The 18,025-nt window shown below is 64.5% G+C and carries 16 protein-coding genes and 1 pseudogene; 2 read left to right on the top strand and 15 right to left on the bottom strand.

Going from position 1 to position 18,025, the window contains the following annotated elements; translation table 11 throughout:
- Positions 1-171: 171 nt before the first annotated feature.
- The 11 genes from GKC70_RS21270 to GKC70_RS21320 all read right to left on the bottom strand — a co-directional run bounded on the left by GKC70_RS21270 (position 172) and on the right by GKC70_RS21320 (position 12,442).
- Positions 172-1,464, bottom strand: a complete 1,293-nt coding sequence (locus GKC70_RS21270; protein WP_039582866.1) for an adenylosuccinate synthase — start codon at positions 1,462-1,464, stop codon at positions 172-174.
- 56 nt (positions 1,465-1,520) lie between these two features.
- Positions 1,521-2,708, bottom strand: a complete 1,188-nt coding sequence (locus tag GKC70_RS21275) for an ATP phosphoribosyltransferase regulatory subunit (protein ID WP_116887461.1) — start codon at positions 2,706-2,708, stop codon at positions 1,521-1,523.
- A gap of 279 nt (positions 2,709-2,987) precedes the next feature.
- A complete protein-coding gene (gene hflC / locus GKC70_RS21280; RefSeq protein WP_039582862.1) occupies positions 2,988-3,857 on the bottom strand; it encodes a protease modulator HflC in 870 nt (289 codons plus the stop codon).
- Entirely contained in the window at positions 3,857-5,041 is a 1,185-nt protein-coding gene (gene hflK, locus GKC70_RS21285; protein ID WP_295486833.1) for an FtsH protease activity modulator HflK, read from the bottom strand. Before hflK ends, hflC begins: the two co-directional genes overlap by 1 nt.
- Positions 5,042-5,137: 96 nt before the next feature.
- Positions 5,138-6,439: a ribosome rescue GTPase HflX gene (hflX, locus tag GKC70_RS21290; protein WP_039582859.1), complete on the bottom strand. Its 1,302-nt coding sequence runs from the start codon at positions 6,437-6,439 to the stop codon at positions 5,138-5,140.
- Positions 6,440-6,451: 12 nt separating this feature from the next.
- Positions 6,452-6,712, bottom strand: coding sequence for an RNA chaperone Hfq (gene hfq, locus GKC70_RS21295; RefSeq protein WP_029612777.1), 261 nt, complete (start codon positions 6,710-6,712; stop codon positions 6,452-6,454).
- 92 nt (positions 6,713-6,804) lie between these two features.
- Entirely contained in the window at positions 6,805-7,776 is a 972-nt protein-coding gene (gene miaA, locus GKC70_RS21300) for a tRNA (adenosine(37)-N6)-dimethylallyltransferase MiaA (RefSeq protein WP_342649838.1), read from the bottom strand.
- Entirely contained in the window at positions 7,777-9,678 is a 1,902-nt protein-coding gene (gene mutL / locus GKC70_RS21305; protein WP_342649839.1) for a DNA mismatch repair endonuclease MutL, read from the bottom strand. It abuts the gene before it with no gap.
- Positions 9,675-11,120 carry an N-acetylmuramoyl-L-alanine amidase gene (locus GKC70_RS21310; RefSeq protein WP_342649840.1) on the bottom strand — a complete coding sequence of 482 codons (1,446 nt, stop codon included), beginning with the start codon at positions 11,118-11,120 and terminating at the stop codon, positions 9,675-9,677. Before GKC70_RS21310 ends, mutL begins: the two co-directional genes overlap by 4 nt.
- Positions 11,121-11,594 (bottom strand): tRNA (adenosine(37)-N6)-threonylcarbamoyltransferase complex ATPase subunit type 1 TsaE, encoded by a 474-nt coding sequence (gene tsaE, locus GKC70_RS21315; RefSeq protein WP_039582855.1) that lies wholly within the window; start codon positions 11,592-11,594, stop codon positions 11,121-11,123. It lies immediately after the preceding gene.
- Positions 11,582-12,442 carry an NAD(P)H-hydrate dehydratase gene (locus tag GKC70_RS21320; protein WP_342649841.1) on the bottom strand — a complete coding sequence of 287 codons (861 nt, stop codon included), beginning with the start codon at positions 12,440-12,442 and terminating at the stop codon, positions 11,582-11,584. Before GKC70_RS21320 ends, tsaE begins: the two co-directional genes overlap by 13 nt.
- 64 nt (positions 12,443-12,506) lie before the next feature.
- Here GKC70_RS21320 and queG point away from each other — a divergent pair, with 64 nt between their 5' ends.
- Positions 12,507-13,577: a tRNA epoxyqueuosine(34) reductase QueG gene (gene queG, locus GKC70_RS21325; RefSeq protein ID WP_029612780.1), complete on the top strand. Its 1,071-nt coding sequence runs from the start codon at positions 12,507-12,509 to the stop codon at positions 13,575-13,577.
- A 13-nt stretch (positions 13,578-13,590) separates the two neighbouring features.
- Here the strand turns inward: queG and GKC70_RS21330 are convergent, their stop codons facing one another.
- Together GKC70_RS21330 and orn are read right to left on the bottom strand one after the other, a co-directional pair.
- Positions 13,591-14,205: a trimeric intracellular cation channel family protein gene (locus GKC70_RS21330; RefSeq protein ID WP_205419316.1), complete on the bottom strand. Its 615-nt coding sequence runs from the start codon at positions 14,203-14,205 to the stop codon at positions 13,591-13,593.
- Between the two features lie 117 nt (positions 14,206-14,322).
- A complete protein-coding gene (gene orn, locus GKC70_RS21335) occupies positions 14,323-14,865 on the bottom strand; it encodes an oligoribonuclease (RefSeq protein ID WP_029612782.1) in 543 nt (180 codons plus the stop codon).
- A 93-nt stretch (positions 14,866-14,958) separates the two neighbouring features.
- Here orn and rsgA point away from each other — a divergent pair.
- Positions 14,959-15,989: pseudogene (rsgA, locus tag GKC70_RS21340) on the top strand (small ribosomal subunit biogenesis GTPase RsgA).
- A gap of 33 nt (positions 15,990-16,022) precedes the next feature.
- Here rsgA and motB read toward each other — a convergent pair.
- On the bottom strand, positions 16,023-17,054 hold the full coding sequence (gene motB / locus GKC70_RS21345; RefSeq protein WP_342649842.1) for a flagellar motor protein MotB: 1,032 nt from the start codon (positions 17,052-17,054) through the stop codon (positions 16,023-16,025).
- A gap of 3 nt (positions 17,055-17,057) precedes the next feature.
- On the bottom strand, positions 17,058-17,909 hold the full coding sequence (motA, locus tag GKC70_RS21350) for a flagellar motor stator protein MotA (RefSeq protein WP_029612787.1): 852 nt from the start codon (positions 17,907-17,909) through the stop codon (positions 17,058-17,060).
- Between the last annotated feature and the right edge of the window lie 116 nt (positions 17,910-18,025).

An 18,025-nucleotide genomic window follows, 5' to 3' on the forward strand; every position in this document is an offset into this window, starting at 1 on the left:
TCTGGCGCCATTACTTTGATGGCAGCTACAGACGCTTCTTACAGCAAGGGTTGTGCCTGGCGCAGCGGGGATATACGCCAAGGTCGAGCAATGCGACGGCCTGTCATCGACACAAACAAAAACGCCGCAGCCCTTTGCAGGACTACGGCGTCGAATCGACCTGGCGGTCGATCAGGCGAACGGGTGACGCAACACGATGGTTTCGTTGCGGTCCGGGCCGGTGGAGATGATGTCGATCGGCGCGCCGACCAGCTCTTCGATGCGCTTGATGTAGTTGCGCGCAGCCTGCGGCAGCTCCTCCAGGGCTTTCACGCCTAGGGTCGATTCGCTCCAGCCTGGCATCTCTTCGTACACCGGCTCCAGGCCGATGTAGCTGTCGGCATCGGACGGCGCGTCGATGACGGCACCGTGCTCGTTCTTGTAGCCGACGCAGATGTTGATGGTTTCCAGGCCATCGAGCACGTCGAGCTTGGTCAGGCAGATGCCCGAGATGCTGTTGACGTCGATGGCGCGGCGCAGGATCACGGCGTCGAACCAGCCGCAACGACGGGCGCGACCGGTGGTGGAGCCGAACTCATGGCCACGCTTGGCCAAGGTGGCGCCGGTCTCGTCGAACAGCTCGGTCGGGAATGGACCGGAACCGACGCGGGTGGTGTAGGCCTTGGTGATACCCAGGATGTAATCCAGGTACATCGGGCCGACGCCGGAGCCGGTGGAAATACCGCCTGCGGTGGTGTTCGAGCTGGTGACGTACGGATAGGTGCCGTGGTCGATGTCCAGCAGCGAACCCTGGGCGCCTTCGAACATGATGTCCTTGCCGGCGCGGCGCAGATTATGCAGCTCGGCGGTGACGTCGAGCATCATCGGCTTGAGCTGTTCGGCGTAAGCCATGCAGTCGTCCAGAGTCTGCTGGAAGTCGATGGCCGGCTCTTTGTAGTAATTGACCAATTGGAAGTTGTGGTAGTCCAGCAACTCGCCAAGCTTGGCGGCGAAGCGCTCGCGGTGGAACAGGTCACCGACGCGCAGGCCACGGCGCGCGACCTTGTCTTCGTAGGCCGGGCCGATACCGCGACCGGTGGTGCCGATCTTGGCTTCGCCACGGGCCTTCTCACGGGCCTGGTCCAGTGCCACGTGGTAGGACAGGATCAGCGGCGCCGCCGGGCTGATGCGCAGACGCTCGCGCACCGGCACGCCTTTTTCTTCCAGCTTGGTGATTTCGCGCATCAACGCATCGGGCGCGACCACCACGCCATTGCCGATCAGGCACTGCACGCCTTCGCGCAGGATGCCCGAGGGAATCAGGTGCAGAACGGTCTTCTCACCGTTGATCACCAAGGTGTGGCCCGCGTTGTGGCCACCTTGGTAACGCACGACGGCGGCAGCATGTTCGGTCAGCAGATCGACGATCTTGCCTTTGCCCTCATCACCCCACTGGGTGCCCAGGACGACGACATTCTTACCCATAACACTTGTCCTCATTCACGCAATCTTGGTTGCCGGCCCATTGCCGGCGAAGAATCTCAATGGGTCAGCGGCAGAACCTGCCAGCGCCCGTCCTGCTGAATCAATTGCCGATCACAATCCGCTTCGAAGGCAGCACTCAGCGGCTGCCCAGGCAGCGCCTGAACCACACGCTGGCCCTCGTTGCGCAACTGGCAGACCTGCTGCCAGAGGGCCGCGTCGCCGTTGTCAGGCATCCAGATGCCACCGCACGGCAATGCGACCTCCGCTCGCCCCAGTGTGACCAGGGTCTTCAAATCCGTGGAGAAACCGGTAGCCGGGCGCGCCCGGCCGAAGTCGGCGCCGATGTCGTCATAGCGCCCGCCCTGGGCGATCGATTGACCGACACCGGGGACGAAGACGGCGAACACCACGCCCGTGTGATAGTTGTAGCCGCGCAACTCGCCCAGGTCGAAGTACAGCGGCAGTTGCGGATAGCGTGCAGCCAGGCGATCGGCGATGGCCAGCAGATCGTCCAGCGCCGCCAGCACACTGGCAGGCGCACGGCCCAGGCGCACGCGGGCTTCGGCCAGCACCTCGCGGCCACCGCACAGCTCCACCAGGGCGCGCAGCATGTTGCCCAGGTCCTTCGGCAACTCCGCAGTCAGGGCGTGGACTTCGTCCACGGCCTTGCGCTGCAACGCATCGAACAACTGCTGTTCGACCGCGCCGCAGAGGCCGGCGGCGCGCGCCAGGCCGCGGTAGATACCGACGTGGCCCAGGTCCATGTGCACGTCAGCCACATCGGTGAGCTGCAGGGTGCTCAGCATCAGGCTGATCACCTCGACATCGCTGGTCGGGCTGGCATCGCCATACAGCTCGGCGCCCAGTTGGATGGGGCTGCGCGAGGTGGACAGCGCCCGCGGCTCGGCGTGCAGCACGCTGCCGGCATAGCACAGACGACTCGGGCCTTCGCGGCGCAGGGTGTGGGCATCGATGCGTGCCACCTGGGGGGTGAAGTCGGCACGGAAGCCCATCAAGCGGCCGGACTGCGGATCGACCACCTTGAAGGTACGCTGGTCCAGGTCCTGGCCTGCGCCGGTGAGCAGCGATTCCAGGTACTCGATATGCGGGGTGACGACCAGTTCGTAGCCCCAACTCTGGAACAGGTCCAACACCTGGCGACGCGCGATTTCGATGCGCGCCGCTTCAGGTGGCAGTACTTCCTCGATGCCATCTGGCAGCAGCCAGCGGTCTACCGTTGCCATTACGCCATTTCCCCTCTGGTCCGGGCGGCTGCCCTGCGGGTTAGCCGCCTGTAAAGCAGGCGTTGGCGCACAACAGCAGGCAGCACCGATCCCAGCGCCGCCGCCGTGCCAACACCCTCGAAATACCTGCGAGCTGACCAAGTCGTCGAAAAGCCTGGGGCCAATCAACCTTGCAGACGCAAAAAAGCCGGGAATTTCCCGGCTGACTCATCATACACCCCTTTTTCTTCGGGATGCACCCCACCGGACGTTTTAGCTGCCCGGCGGGGCGTCTTGCGCTTACGGCTTGCTCTTGTCGAGGAAACGGAAGAACTCGTTCTTCGGATCCAGGACCAGCACGTCGCTCTTGCTGGAGAAGCTCTCGCGGTAGGCCTGCAGACTGCGGTAGAACGCGTAGAAATCAGCGTCCTGGCCGTAGGCCTTGGCGTAGATGGAGGCCGACTGAGCGTCACCATCACCACGGGTCTCTTCCGCTTCGCGATAAGCTTCGGCCAGCAACACGCGGCGCTGACGGTCGGCATCGGCGCGAATACCTTCGGCCAGCTCGTTACCTTTGGCGCGGTGTTCGCGGGCTTCGCGCTCACGCTCGGTGCTCATGCGATCGAATACGCTGCGGTTGACTTCCTTGGGCAGGTCGATGGCCTTGACGCGAACGTCCACCACCTCGATACCCAGCTCCTTGTTGGCCATGCGGTTCAGCGAAGCGGTGATGTCAGCCATCAGCGCGTCACGTTCACCGGAGACCACTTCATGCAGGGTGCGCTTGCCGAACTGGTCGCGCAGGCCACTTTCCAGACGACGCGACAGGCGCTCGTCGGCGATCTGCTTCATGCCCGAGGTCGCGGTGTAGAAGCGCTCGGCATCTTTCACTCGCCACTTGGCATAGGCGTCGACCATGACCGCTTTCTTCTCCAGCGTGAGGAAGCGCTGGGTGGGAGCGTCCAGGGTCATCAGACGGGCGTCGAACTTGCGCACCTGGTTGACGTACGGCACCTTCACGTGCAGACCCGGCTGAACATCGGCCTGGACCACGCGACCGAACTGCAGCAATACCGCCCGCTCGGTCTGCGAGACGATGTAGAAGCAGTTCCAGGCGACGATCGCCAGCACCACGGCTGCGATGAGGGCGAACAGCGATTTATTGCTCATCAGCGGCTCTCCCTAGTGCGCAGCGGCTGTTGTTGCTGTTGCAGGTCGGGGGTCGAGCGAGCGGCGGCGTCGTTGACCGACGGCGACCCGCTGCTGGACGACGCTGCGTTGTTGCGGCTGCCTTCGACCATCTTGTCCAGTGGCAGGTAGAGCAGGTTGTTCTGCCCGTCCTTGGCGGTCACCAGCACCTTGCTGGTGTTGCTGTAGACTTCCTGCATGGTCTCCAGGTACAGACGCTGACGGGTGACGTCAGGCGCCTTGCGGTACTCGGCGACCAGCTTGGTGAAGCGGTCGGCCTCACCCTTGGCGCGGGCGATCACTTCGTCGCGGTAGCCGTTGGCATCCTCGATGATGCGCTGCGCTTGACCACGGGCTTCCGGCACCACGCCATTGGCATAGGACTCGGCCTGGTTGCGCGAACGCTGCTCGTCTTCGCGCGCACGGATCACGTCGTCGAAGGCTTCCTGCACTTCACGCGGGGCTGCCGCGCTCTGCACGTTGACCTGGGTGACGGTGATACCGGTGCGGTAGGTGTCGAGGAAACGCTGCAGGCGCTCGCGGATATCCACGGCCATCTGTTCACGGCCTTCGGTCAGCACCTGGTCCATCGAGGTGGAGCCCACCACGTGGCGCAGGGCGCTGTCGGTGGCGTGCTGCAGGCTGACTTCAGGCTGGTCGACGTTGAGCACGAAGTCCTGCAGATTGCTGATCTTGTACTGCACAGTCAGCGGCACCTCGACGATGTTCTCGTCTTCGGTGAGCATCTGGCCCTGCTTGGTGTACGCCCGCTCACGCGTGACGTTTTCCATGTACTTGCGGTCGATAGGCGGGAAATAGATATTCAGGCCTGGGCCCACGGTCTCGTAGTACTTGCCGAAGCGCAGCACCACGGCCTGCTCCTGCTCGTCGACCACGTAGACGGCGCTGTACAGCCAGATAGCCGCCAGCACCGCCAGGCCAATGCCCAGCAGGCCGAAGCCGCCGCCTTTGCCGACGTTGCGGTCACCACCACCGCCACCGCGTTTCTTCTTGCCGCCGAACATGCCGTTGAGGCTGTCCTGCAGCTTGCGGAAGGCCTCGTCGAGATCCGGTGGCCCCTTCTTGTCGCCACCACCGCCGCCACCGCGGCGGCCGCCCCAGGGATCCTGATTGTTCGAGTTGCCACCCGGCTCGTTCCAAGCCATAGCGCTCTCCATCTGATAAAGCAAAGACGCGCCCACGGCGCGCCGTCCAATGCTACAGAATGCCTGTCACGGCTGCCCGGCGACCTCGACGGGCATTTATTGCAAAGTGTGTTGCGCGATGAACGCGTCAGGCTCGAGGCCTTCGCGGCTGACCATACGGTTAAGTTCCACCCGCGGCAAACGCACGCTCAGCAGGCTGCTGCCTTCGTCGTCGTGCTCCTCGCTCTGTACGGCCCCCAACTCGAAGAACTGCGCACGCAGGCGCGCCAATCGCTGCTCCAATCGCAGGGTGCCGACGAACAGATCATTGCCCAGCAATTCGGCTATCGCCTGCCCGACGAGCTCAAGGCCACGCCCGTCGCGCGCCGAGACCCAGACCCGCTCTGGCTTGCCGTCGGCATTGCGCTGGATCTGCGGCTCGACGTCTTCGAGCAGGTCGAGTTTGTTATAGACCTCGAGGATGGGCAAGCCTTCGGCACCTATCTCGCCCAGAACGGCCAGTACCTGCTCGATCTGTTCCATGCGCTCGGGCTCGTGAGCATCGATCACGTGCAGCAGCAGGTCGGAGTTGCTCGATTCCTCGAGCGTGGCGCGAAACGCCTCGACCAGCTTGTGCGGCAAATGCCGGATGAAGCCCACGGTGTCGGCCAGCACGATCGGCCCCAGGTCATCCAGCTCCAGCCGGCGCAAGGTGGGGTCGAGGGTGGCGAATAGCTGGTCGGCGGCGTACACGTCGGAGCGTGTCAGGGCGTTGAACAGCGTGGACTTGCCGGCGTTGGTGTAGCCCACCAGCGACACCGACGGAATATCCGCACGACGACGCCCGCGCCGGGCTTGCTCGCGCTGGCTGCGGACCTTTTCCAGGCGCGCCTTGATCTGCCGCAGGCGTACCCGCAGCAGGCGGCGGTCGGTTTCCAACTGGGTTTCACCCGGACCGCGCAGGCCGATACCGCCTTTCTGCCGCTCCAGGTGAGTCCAGCCGCGCACCAGGCGCGTGCTCATATGCTCGAGCTGGGCCAGTTCGACCTGCAGCTTGCCTTCGTGGGTACGTGCGCGCTGGGCGAAAATGTCGAGAATCAGGCCGGTACGGTCGAGCACGCGACACTCGAAGACGCGCTCGAGGTTGCGTTCCTGACTGGGCGTGAGGGTGTGATTGAAGATGACCAGGTCGGCTTCTTCGGCCTTGACCAGGTCGCGCAGCTCCTCGACCTTGCCGCTGCCGATCAGGAACTTCGCTGTGGGCTGGTGCCGCGCAACCGTGGCCAGGTGGACGATGTCCGCCCCGGCCGACAGTGCCAGCTCCTGAAACTCCTGCGGGTCTTCGCGCGCCTCAGGGTTCTGACCTTCCAAGTGAACGAGCAAGGCCCGTTCACCACCACCGTGGCGCTCAAAGAACAATGCAGGCTCCTATCAGGCGTTGCCTGGCTCGCTGTCGCCGTGTTCGGAATCGGACGGGCTTGGCAGGCGAACCGGGCGGGCAGGTACGACAGTGGAGATGGCGTGCTTGTAGACCATCTGGCTGACGGTGTTCTTCAGCAGCACGACGAACTGGTCGAAGGATTCGATCTGGCCCTGCAGCTTGATCCCGTTGACCAGATAGATCGAAACCGGGACTTTTTCTTTTCTCAAGGTGTTCAAGTAAGGGTCTTGTAGCGAATGCCCTTTTGACATATGCCGCACTCCTGTAAGGATCAATAGTAAAAAGCTGAAGAATTCTTTCATTAACGCCGTCTGTTGCAAGAATAGACGGCAATTGCAGGGACTCAGCTCAATATGGAGGCCGATCCCAGGTATTTCAAGGTGCGGGACAGATTGTCGCAGGCCAGGCTGTCCAGCCAGTGCACATTGGACCAGCTGCGCAGCCAGGTGAATTGCCGCTTGGCCAACTGACGGGTGGCGATGATACCGCGTTCACGCATCTGTTCGGCTGTCAGTTGGCTGTCCAGATATTCCCAGACCTGCCTGTACCCCACTGCCCGTATAGACGGCAGCCCCACGTGCAAGTCACTTCTGGTCCGCAACTCTCGGACCTCGTCGACGAAGCCCTGTTCCAGCATCTGCGAAAATCGTAATGCAATTCGTTCATGCAGCACGTGACGATCCGCCGGCGCGATCGCCAGACGGGCCACAGTATAGGGCAAATGACCGCCCGCGCCCGCCTCTACACCGCTGCTTTCGGAGGATTGACGGGCCCGATGCGCGGTCATGCTCTGGCCGCTGACGCGGAACACCTCCAGCGCGCGGATCAACCGCTGCGGGTCATTGGGGTGAATGCGCGCGGCCGAGATCGGATCCACCTCGGCAAGCTGCCGATGGAGTTCGGCCAGGCCCTGCTCGCGGGCCTGTGCCTCGAGCTCGGCGCGCACCGCGGCATCGGCCGGCGGCATGTCGGCCAGGCCGTCGACCAGTGCTTTGTAATAGAGCATGGTGCCGCCGACCAGCAGCGGGATCTTGCCACGCGCGGTGATCTCGGCCATGGCCGCCAGCGCATCGGTGCAAAACTGCGCCGCCGAATAGCTCTGGGCGGGATCGAGAATGTCCACCAGCCGATGAGGATGCGCCACCAGCACCTCGGGCGAGGGTTTAGCGGTGCCGATGTCCATGCCGCGGTAGACCATGGCCGAATCGACGCTGACCAGTTCGCACGGCAAGGCTTGGGTGAGCGCGATGGCCAGGTCGGTCTTGCCGGCGGCCGTCGGGCCCATGAGAAAAATGGCAGGAGGGTGAAGACTCATTCATCGACCGCGCAGGAAAAGTTTGTCCAGATCGTCCAGGCCCATCTGGGTCCAGGTCGGTCGGCCGTGGTTGCACTGGCCGCTACGTTCGGTGTTTTCCATGTCGCGCAGCAGCGCATTCATCTCGGCAATCGCCAGACGCCGGTTGGCACGCACGGCGCCGTGGCAGGCCATGGTGCCGAGCAGCTCGTTGATGTGCGCCTGGACCCGGTCGCTGGTGCCGTACTCCATGAGGTCGGACAGCACGTCCTGAACCAGACGATTGGCCTCGGCCTGCTTGAGCAGCGCCGGAATCTGCCGGATCGCCAGGGTTTCCGGACCCAGGCGCTGCAGTTCGAAGCCCAGGCGCTGGAAAGTCTGCGCATGCTCTTCGGCGCAGTCGGCCTCACGCTGACTCACCGCCAGAGACTCGGGCACCAGCAACGGCTGGCCGCTCAGGCCTTCGCTGGCCATCGCCAGCTTGAGGCGCTCGTACATGATCCGCTCGTGGGCGGCGTGCATGTCCACCAGCACCAGGCCGACGGCGTTCTCGGCCAGGATGTAGATGCCTTTGAGCTGGGCCAGGGCATAGCCCAGCGGCGGGATATCGCCCTGACTGTCCGGCAATGCCGCTGGAGCAGGCGCCGCGCCGTCGAGCGGGGCGAAGAACTCTCGATACACCGCCTGGGCCTCGCCGGCCGACACGGGCGCCGCCGGGCGCGGCGAATACTGATACTGGTAGCCCGCCCCGGCGCCGCCATTGGAGAACGTCGGGCGCGACTCGGCCGCAGGCTGCTCGAGCACCGAGGCAGCCAGGCGCATTTCACCCTGCGGGCCGAACTCGCCGGCCTGCTGACCGGTGGGACGGACGATCTCGCTGCTGGCGGCCGGCGCTGCCAATTGATCTTCAGGGCGCACATCGGCCAGTGCCCGGTGCAAGGTGCCGTACAGGAAGTCGTGCACCATGCGCCCCTCACGGAAGCGCACTTCATGCTTGGTGGGATGGACGTTGACATCGACGCCGGTGGGGTCAAGCTCGAGGAACAGCACGAAGGTGGGGTGGCGACCGTTGAACAGCACGTCACGGTAGGCCTGGCGCACCGCGTGGGCGACCAGTTTGTCCCGCACCGCGCGGCCGTTGACGAAGAAGTACTGCAGATCGGCCTGGCTGCGCGAGAAGGTCGGCAGCCCGACCCAGCCCCACAGGCGCAGGCCATTGCGCTCGACTTCGGTCGGCAACGCCTGCTCGAGGAAGCCCGGACCGCAGATGGCCCCGACACGCCGCGCCCGCGCGACATCGTCTGGCGCTTCGTGCAGGCTGAGGATGCTCTTGCCGTTATGGCGCAGATGAAAGCCCACGTCGAATCGCGCCAGCGCCAGGCGTCGGATCACTTCCTGCAGGTGGTCGAACTCGGTCTTCTCGGCCTTGAGGAATTTACGTCGGGCCGGTGTGTTGAAGAACAGGTCGCGCACCTCTACCGACGTGCCGACCGGATGCGCCGCTGGCTGCACCCGTGGAAGCATGTCGCGGCCCTCGGTCTCCACCTGCCAGGCCTCGCCGGCATCAGCGGTGCGCGAGGTCAGGGTGAGGCGCGCCACCGAGCTGATCGAAGCCAGCGCCTCGCCGCGAAAACCCAGGCTCAGCACACCTTCGAGGTCTTCCAGTTCACGGATCTTGCTGGTGGCGTGACGGGCCAGGGCCAGCGGCAGGTCGTCCGAGGCGATGCCGCGTCCGTCATCACGCACCCGCAGCAGTTTGACCCCGCCCTGCTCCACCTCGATATCGATGCGCCGAGCGCCAGAGTCGAGGCTGTTTTCCAGCAGTTCCTTGACCACCGAAGCAGGACGCTCGACCACCTCGCCCGCGGCGATCTGGTTGGCCAGCCGCGGGCTGAGCAGCTGGATACGGACGCCGTCGCTCATTGCTGCGAAGCCAGGGTAGTAGCCGGGATATTGAGGTGCTGACCGACCTTGAGCTCCTCGCTCTTGAGGTTGTTGGCACTGCGCAGGCTGGCCACGCTGACCTGATAACGCACGGCGATCATCGCCAGCGTCTCACCGGGCCTCACACTGTGCTCACGCGGCCCCTGGGCAATCTTGCCGGAGTCGCGCAGCCAGGCGATGTAGGTGCCGGGCGGTGGGTTCTGCTGGAAGAACTGGCGCACGCCGCTGTGGATGGAACGTGCCAGTGCCTGCTGATGGCTGCGGGTGGCCAGTTTGTTGGCCTCGTTGGCATTGGAGATGAACCCGGTCTCGACCAGAATCGACGGGATATCAGGCGATTTCAGCACCATGAATCCGGCCTGTTCCACACGCTGCTTGTGCAGTGGCGTGATGCGACCCATGTTGCCCAGCACTTTCTGCCCGACATTGAGGCTGGAGCTGAGCGTGGCGGTCATCGACAGGTCCAGCAGTACGCCCGCCAGCATGCGGTCCTTGTCGTCGAGGCTGACGTTGCCAGCACCGCCGATCAGGTCGGAACGGTTTTCGCTGTCGGCCAGCCAACGCGCGGTTTCGGACGTGGCGCCCCGGTCGGACAGGGCGAACACCGAGGCGCCGAAGGCGGCCTTGGAGGGCGCTGCGTCGGCGTGGATGGAGATGAACAGGTCGGCGCCCTTCTTGCGGGCGATCTCGGTGCGCTTGCGCAGCGGAATGAAGTAGTCGCCCGTGCGGGTCAGTTCGGCGCGATAGCCCTTTTCGGTGTTGATCTGGCGCTGCAGTTCGCGGGCGATCTGCAACACGATGTCTTTTTCGTGCTGTCCGCGCGAGCCGGAGGCCCCGGGGTCTTCGCCGCCGTGACCGGCATCGATGGCAACCACGATGTCGCGCTTGCCGTTGGGCACCGGCGGCAGCTTGATCGCCGGTTGGGTCGGAGTGACCGGCACCGCAGGCGTGGTCGCCGGCGCGGTAGCGACCGGCGCAGGCGTCGGGTTGCTGGCGGCGATGGCGTCAGCCTCCTGGTCGTACAGATCCACCACCAGACGGTTGCCATACTGGGCGTTCGGCGCGAGGGTGAAGCTCTTCGGCGTGACGGCCTTCTTCAGGTCGACCACCACGCGCAGGTCGGTGGGGGTGCGCTGAGCCGAACGCACGCTGGTGATTGGCGTGTTCGAGGTGGAGACGTTCAGCGGCGAGGCCAGCGTCGCACCATTGATGTCGATGACCAGACGATCGGGCGCACTGAGCGTGAAGACGCTGTGCTGCACCGGTCCGGACAGGTCGAAGACCAGCCGTGTGTTGTCCGGCGCGCGCCACAGGCGCATGCTCTTGACTTGCGTGACGGCCAGAGCGTCGAGGGTCACTGCTGTCAACAGCAGGCCAACGATGGCGACCAGTGCGCGGATGCGCGGCATACCTTTCCCCACTTACTGTTTGAATTCGGCAGCCAGAGTGGCACACCAGGCTTCGCCGCGAGCCCCCTGCGGCGACAGATTCAGCGAGCGGCCGCCCGCCTGGGGGCTTATGGTAATGGTCAGGTCAGGCTTTGGCAAAACGCCCGCGCCCTTCTGCGGCCATTCGAAAAGACACAGGGGATCGCCTTCGAAATAGTCGCGAATGCCCATGAACTCAAGCTCCTCTGGATCGACCAGGCGATACAGGTCGAAATGAAAAGCGCGTATATCGCCGATCTCGTAGGGTTCGACCACGGTGAAGGTCGGACTTTTCACCGCGCCGGTGTGGCCCAACCCACGGATCAGACCGCGTGACAAGGTGGTCTTGCCAGCGCCCAGGTCGCCCTCCAGAAAGATCACGCCATGGCCGCCGGTGACCTGAGCCAGGGTCGCACCGAAGGCGACGGTGGCCGGTTCGTCGGCCAGAAACAGGGTTATGCCTGACACGCTGAATGCTCCTCCAACAATTCTCGAATGACCGGCGCCAGATCGCTGGCGGCCAAGCCTCTACCCCGGACGCCCAGGCGCTCGCCGGCACAGGCGTGCAGCCACACGCCCAGCCCCGCCGCCTGCCACGCGTCCAGGCCTTGGGCCAGCAGCGCGGCAAGCACGCCGCTGAGCACATCGCCCAGGCCCGCGCCAGCCATCGCCGGATGACCGCGCTCGCATACGCGCAACTGGCCGTGCGGGTCAGCGATCAACGTGCCGGCGCCCTTGAGCACGCACACGCTGTCATGACGGCGCGCCAGCTTGCGCGCCGCCCCCGCACGGTCGGCCTGCACCGCCTCGGTCGACAGCCCCAAAAGCCGCGCCGCCTCGCCAGGATGCGGGGTGAGGATGCTACCGGCCGGCAGCGCCAACGGCGCATGCGCCAGCACGTTGAGTGCGTCGGCGTCCCACACTTGCGGCAACCGCGCGTTGGCCACGGCCGACAGCAGGCTACGCCCCCAGGCGGCCTGGCCAAGGCCTGGCCCGACCACCAGCACCGAGGCGCGCTCGAGTACCGCCATCAGTTGATTGGCCGAACTCACGCCCAGGCACATGGTTTCCGGCAGACGGGCCAGGCTGGCGGCTACGTGCTCGGGCCGCGTCGCCACGCTGACCAGCCCGGCGCCACAGCGCAGTGCCGCTTCGGCACTGAGCAGCACCGCACCGCCAGTACCCAGGTCGCCGCCGATCACCAGCACATGACCGAAGTCGCCTTTGTGGGCGTCGGCGGGACGCGCGGGCAGGTGCGCGACGGTCAGGCTGCTGAGCGCGAGCGGGGCGTTGCCGGGGTGTTTGGTCTGAGGCATGGGGTCAAAGGCTCCGATGTCTGGCAGAATTATACGCACCTGAGCCTGTAATGCCTGTCCATCCATGTCCGCCTCTCTTCCAGACCTGCCTCTATTGGCCCAGTCCATCAAGGATTGGGGCCACGCACTCGGTTTTGCCCATGTGGGCATCGCCGATGTCGAGCTTGGCGAACACGAACAGCATCTGCAGCGCTGGCTGGACGCCGGGCACCACGGTGAGATGGACTATATGGCAGCGCATGGCACGAAACGTTCGCGCCCGGCCGAACTGATTCCCGGCACCTTGCGCGTGGTGTCGCTGCGGATGGACTACCTGCCCGGCGACACACGCATGGCCCAGCGCCTTGCCCAGCCTGAAAAAGCCTATGTCTCGCGTTACGCCTTGGGCCGCGACTACCACAAGCTGGTGCGCAAGCGCGTGCAGCACCTGGCCGACCGCATCCAGGAAGCCATCGGCCCGTTCGGCTACCGCGCTTTCGTCGACAGTGCCCCGGTGCTGGAAAAGGCCATCGCCCAACAGGCCGGGCTCGGCTGGATCGGCAAGAACACCCTGCTGCTCAACCGCAAGGCCGGCAGCTATTTCTTCCTCGCCGAACTGTTCGTCGACCTGCCACTGCCGGCGGACGAGGCCCAGACCAGCGAACACTGCGGACGCTGCCAGGCCTGCCTGGACCTGTGCCCGACCTCCGCCTTCGTCGGTCCCTACCAACTCGATGCCCGGCGCTGCATCTCGTACTTGACCATCGAACTGCGGGACGCCATTCCGGTGGAGCTCAGGCCATTGATCGGCAACCGGGTCTTCGGCTGCGACGATTGCCAGATCGTCTGCCCCTGGAACCGCTTCGCCAAGTCCACCGGTGAAGACGACTTCAAACCCCGCCACGGTTTGGACAACGCCGAACTGGCGGCGCTGTTCCTGTGGGACGAGAAGACCTTCCTCAGCCGCACCGAAGGCTCGCCGCTGCGCCGCGCCGGTTATGAGCGCTGGCTGCGCAACCTGGCGGTGGGCTTGGGCAATGCGCCTTCGACGATCGCCGTGATCGAAGCCTTGAAAGCACGGCGCGAGCACCCGTCGGCATTAGTCAGAGAGCATGTGCAGTGGGCGCTGGCGCGGCATCAGGTCGCGCTGGAGTAGCGTCTCGCAGGCGTCATCGCTCATCGTTGTAATGAAACTTGGGCATTTCCCAGTGAAAGCGGATCGCCAGTAGCCGCAACAGAAAACCGCCGAACAGCGTCAACAGCATCGCCTGCTCGGCCGGCACCTGAAAGTACACACAGCCCAAGTAGAACCAGGCCGCCGCGAACGACACGCTGGCGTACAACTCACGGCGAAACACCAGTGGGATGTCGTTGCAGAAGATGTCGCGCAAGATCCCACCGAACACCCCGGTAATCACCCCGCTGATCGACGCCACCAGCATGCCCTGGCCCATTTCCAGTGCCGTCATGCAGCCGATCAGGGTGAACGCCACCAACCCCAGCGCATCGAGCACCAGAAACAGCGTGCGCAGATGGCGCATCAACGGCGCGATGAAGATGGTCAGCAGGGCGGCGAAGCTGGTAAGCACCAGATACTCGGGGTGTTTCACCCACGTCAGCGGGTAGTGCCCGAGCAACACATCGCGCACCGACCCGCCACCCAGGGCGGTGATGCAGGCGATCAGCACCACGCCAAACCAGTCCATACCACGCCGTCCAGCGGACAGCGCACCGGTCATGGCCTCGGCCGTGATCGCGATCAGATAGAGCAACAACAGCATGATGCACCTGATAGGCAGTTTCGAATGGCAAGCGGCAAGCGACAAGCCTGTGCGGTGCACGGTTTGCCACAGGGCGCTTGCCGCTGATGACGTGAAGCTGCGGCGACAAGCCGCTGCTCGTCAAACCTTGATGAAGTGTTGGCGGTAATGGCGCAGCTCGGCGATCGACTCGCGGATGTCGTCCAGGGCCAGGTGCGTTCCGCCCTTCTGGAAGCTGTCGCGCACGTGTGGCGCCCAACGCGCGGCCAGCTCCTTGAGCGTGGAGACATCCAGGTTTCGGTAATGGAAGTAGCTTTCGAGCTCGGGCATGTGGCGATAGAGGAAGCGCCGGTCCTGGCAGATGCTGTTGCCACAGATCGGCGACTTGCCCTTGGGCACCCACTGCTCGAGGAACGCCAGGGTCTGCGCCTGGGCTTGGGCCATGTCGATGCGGCTCTCGCGCACGCGCTGGGTCAGGCCCGAGGCGCCGTGGGTGCGGGTGTTCCACTCGTCCATGCGCGCCAGCACCTCATCGCTGTGGTGGATGGCGATCACCGGGCCTTCGGCCAAGGTGTTCAGCTCGCTGTCGGTGACAATGGTGGCCATTTCGATGATGACATCGGTGTCCGGGTCCAGGCCGGTCATCTCCAGATCGATCCAGATCAGGTTCTGTGGATTGTGCATGCATGAGCTCCTCGAATAGGCCGCCATATTAGCCTAGTGGAGCGTGCTAAACTGCTTGCCGTTTTCTTTCTGCCCCGCCGACACGGAACCTTCATGGCCAAACGCCAGCTCAATCGCCGCCAGAACTGGCGCATCGAAAAGATCCAGGGTGAACGCGCCGCCCGCGCTGCCAAACGCGAGCAGCACGCGCTGCAGGAGCTCGAAGGTGGCGACCTGGGCCCCGAGCAGTTGGGCCTGGTGATCGCCCACTTCGGTGTCACGGTCGAGGTCGAAGCCCAGGACGGCGAGGCCGCCGGCCAGGTGTTCCGCTGCAACCTGCGCGCCAACCTGCCGGCGCTGGTCACCGGTGACAAGGTGGTCTGGCGTGCCGGCAACCAGGGCAACGGCGTGATCGTGGCGCAGCTTGCGCGCGGCACCGAGCTGTGCCGGCCCAACAACCACGGCCAACTCAAACCGGTGGCGGCCAACGTCGACCTGATCGTGATCGTCTTCGCCCCGGCGCCCGAGCCCCAGGCCAACCTCATCGACCGCTACCTGGTCGCCGCCGAACACGCCGGTATCCGCCCGCTGCTGCTGCTGAACAAAGCCGACCTGATCGACGCGCACAATGCCCCACGCTCAACGCGCTGCTGGCGGTGTACCGCGACCTGGGCTATCCGTTGCTGGAAGTGTCGGCCCACCACGGCGATGGCATGCAGCGCCTGCAACAGACGCTGGACACGCACATCAGTGTGTTCGTCGGGCAATCGGGGGTGGGCAAGTCGTCGCTGGTCAACAGCCTGCTGCCGCAGGCGCAGACGCGGGTGGGCGATTTGTCCGAGTGGTCCGGCCAGGGCACCCACACCACCACCACGGCGCGGCTCTATCACTTCCCCAATGGCGGCGACTTGATCGACTCGCCGGGTATCCGCGAATTCGGCCTGGCGCACGTCAGCCGCGACGATGTGGAAGCGGGCTTCATCGAGTTTCGCGACCTGCTGGGCAACTGCCGCTTCCGCGACTGCAAGCATGACCGCGAGCCGGGCTGCGCGTTGCTCAAGGCGCTGGAAGAGGGTCGTGTTTCAGCGCAGCGCATGCACAGCTATCGCTCGATCGTGGCCAGCCTGACCCAAGACACCTACTGACAGCCACGGCCCTTGCAGGGCCGTGGCAGCGCGTCAGTTTTCCTTGCTGTCGTCCATCTTCAAGGTGCCGTTCTCGAAGATGTTCAGCTTCTGGCGCAGCTCGCGCGGTTGCATCGGCTGCGCCGGCTCGGTGGTGGGCGCCGCCGCAGCGCCGGGTGCCGCAGGCGCGGCGTTGGCGGGCGGCGTGGTCGGGCTGGCCGGCGCATCGGGCTGGCTCTGCTCGCCTTCGATGTCGCGCTGGGCCTTCTTGGTCAGCACGATGATGTCGATGCGGCGGTTGACCGGGTTCTGCGGATGCTCGCGGTCGAACAGCGACGACGAAGCATAGCCCACCACCCGCGCCACCTGATCGTCCGGGTAACCACCCGCTATCAGCGCACGACGCGCGGCGTTGGCGCGGTTGGCCGACAGCTCCCAGTTGCCGAAGTCGCCGGTGCCGGCGTATGGCTTGGCATCGGTGTGGCCGCTGACGCTGATCTTGTTCGGCACCGCCTTGATGGTGTCGGCCATGGCCAGCAGGATGTCCTCGAAGTAGGGCTTGAGGCGCGCACTGCCCAAGTCGAACATCGGCCGGTTCTCGGCGTCCATGATCTGGATACGCAGGCCGTCCTGAGTGATTTCGAACAGGATCTGATCCTTGAACTTCTGCAGTTGCGGGTTTTCTTCGACCTTGTTCTGCAGTTCCTGCAGCAGCAGTTGCAGACGCTCCTGCTCGACCTGCTCGGCCATGGTCTCGACCTTGTCCTTGTCCAGTTGCAGGCTGGTGTCAGGCGTGGGCTCGGACTTCTCTTCCGGGTTGATGGTCTTTTCCGGCGCCAGTTGCGGCGAGCCACCCAGGTCGATGACGTAAGGCGTACCGCTCTCGGAAAAGCCGATCGGATCCTTGAAGTAACCGGCGATAGCGATCTTCTGCTCAGGGGTGGCCGTGGACAGCAGCCACAGCACGAGGAAGAACGCCATCATTGCCGTGGCGAAGTCGGCGAAGGCGATCTTCCAGGCACCGCCATGATGGCCGGCGCCGTAGCGCTTGATGCGCTTGACGATGATGGGCTGGTTGTTCTCCATGACTCAGCGACCGCGCACCGCTTGTTCCAGCTCGGCGAAGCTCGGGCGATGCTTCGGATACAGCACCTTGCGCCCGAACTCGACCGCCAGCGACGGCGGCATGCCGGAGGCCGAGGCCACCAGCGAGGCCTTGATCGCCTCGTAGACGTTCAGCTCTTCCTTGGCGTCGTGCTGCAGGCAGTTGGCCAGCGGGCCGAAGAAGCCATAAGCCGCCAGGATACCGAAGAAGGTACCGACCAGCGCCGCGCCCACGTGCATGCCGATCGCCTTCTGGTCGCCCTCGCCGAGCGAGGCCATGGTCACCACGATGCCCAGTACCGCCGCGACGATACCGAAGCCGGGCATGCCGTCGGCCACGCCAGTCACCGCGTGCGACGGGTGCTCGAGCTCTTCCTTCATGCTCAGCAGTTCCATGTCGAACAGGCCCTCGAGCTCGTGGGGTGCCATGTTGCCGGTGGACATGATACGCAGGTAGTCGCAGATGAACGCCGTCATGCGCTCGTCGCCGAGCACTGCCGGGTACTTGGCGAAGATCGGGCTGGCGGCGGCATCTTCAATGTCGCCCTCGATGGCCATCATGCCCTCGCGGCGGCTCTTGTTGAGAATCTCGTAGATCAGGCCCAGCACTTCCAGGTAGAAAGTGTGGGTGAAGCGGCTGCCGAACATCTTCAGCGACTTCTTGATCACGTGCAGGGTCATGTAGCCCGGGTTGGCCTGCAGGAAGGCACCAAAGGCTGCACCACCGATGATCAGCACTTCGAATGGCTGGATCAGCGCCGCGATCTTGCCGTGGGATAGGACGTACCCGCCGAGAACGCTCGCGAATACGACGATGATGCCGATAATTTTAGCCATAGATTGGAAGCACTTGCTGTCGTGGTCAGGTTCAGGGGCGGGAGCTTTGAAACTCTGCTTCTACTTATCGGCAGAACTGCGCCAGACTATAGCCACATAATGCGAAAAGCCAGTTC

It is taken from the genome of Pseudomonas sp. REB1044 (assembly GCF_038813925.1).
Classification (GTDB): domain Bacteria; phylum Pseudomonadota; class Gammaproteobacteria; order Pseudomonadales; family Pseudomonadaceae; genus Aquipseudomonas; species Aquipseudomonas boreofloridensis.

Coding starts and splice junctions, on each gene's coding strand:
- GKC70_RS21270 (WP_039582866.1), bottom strand. CDS start 1,464: ATGGGTAAGAATGTCGTCGTCCTGGGCACCCAGTGGGGTGATGAGGGC.
- GKC70_RS21275 (WP_116887461.1), bottom strand. CDS start 2,708: ATGGCAACGGTAGACCGCTGGCTGCTGCCAGATGGCATCGAGGAAGTA.
- hflC (WP_039582862.1), bottom strand. CDS start 3,857: ATGAGCAATAAATCGCTGTTCGCCCTCATCGCAGCCGTGGTGCTGGCG.
- hflK (WP_295486833.1), bottom strand. CDS start 5,041: ATGGCTTGGAACGAGCCGGGTGGCAACTCGAACAATCAGGATCCCTGG.
- hfq (WP_029612777.1), bottom strand. CDS start 6,712: ATGTCAAAAGGGCATTCGCTACAAGACCCTTACTTGAACACCTTGAGA.
- miaA (WP_342649838.1), bottom strand. CDS start 7,776: ATGAGTCTTCACCCTCCTGCCATTTTTCTCATGGGCCCGACGGCCGCC.
- mutL (WP_342649839.1), bottom strand. CDS start 9,678: ATGAGCGACGGCGTCCGTATCCAGCTGCTCAGCCCGCGGCTGGCCAAC.
- GKC70_RS21320 (WP_342649841.1), bottom strand. CDS start 12,442: ATGCCTCAGACCAAACACCCCGGCAACGCCCCGCTCGCGCTCAGCAGC.
- queG (WP_029612780.1), top strand. CDS start 12,507: ATGTCCGCCTCTCTTCCAGACCTGCCTCTATTGGCCCAGTCCATCAAG.
- orn (WP_029612782.1), bottom strand. CDS start 14,865: ATGCACAATCCACAGAACCTGATCTGGATCGATCTGGAGATGACCGGC.
- motB (WP_342649842.1), bottom strand. CDS start 17,054: ATGGAGAACAACCAGCCCATCATCGTCAAGCGCATCAAGCGCTACGGC.
- motA (WP_029612787.1), bottom strand. CDS start 17,909: ATGGCTAAAATTATCGGCATCATCGTCGTATTCGCGAGCGTTCTCGGC.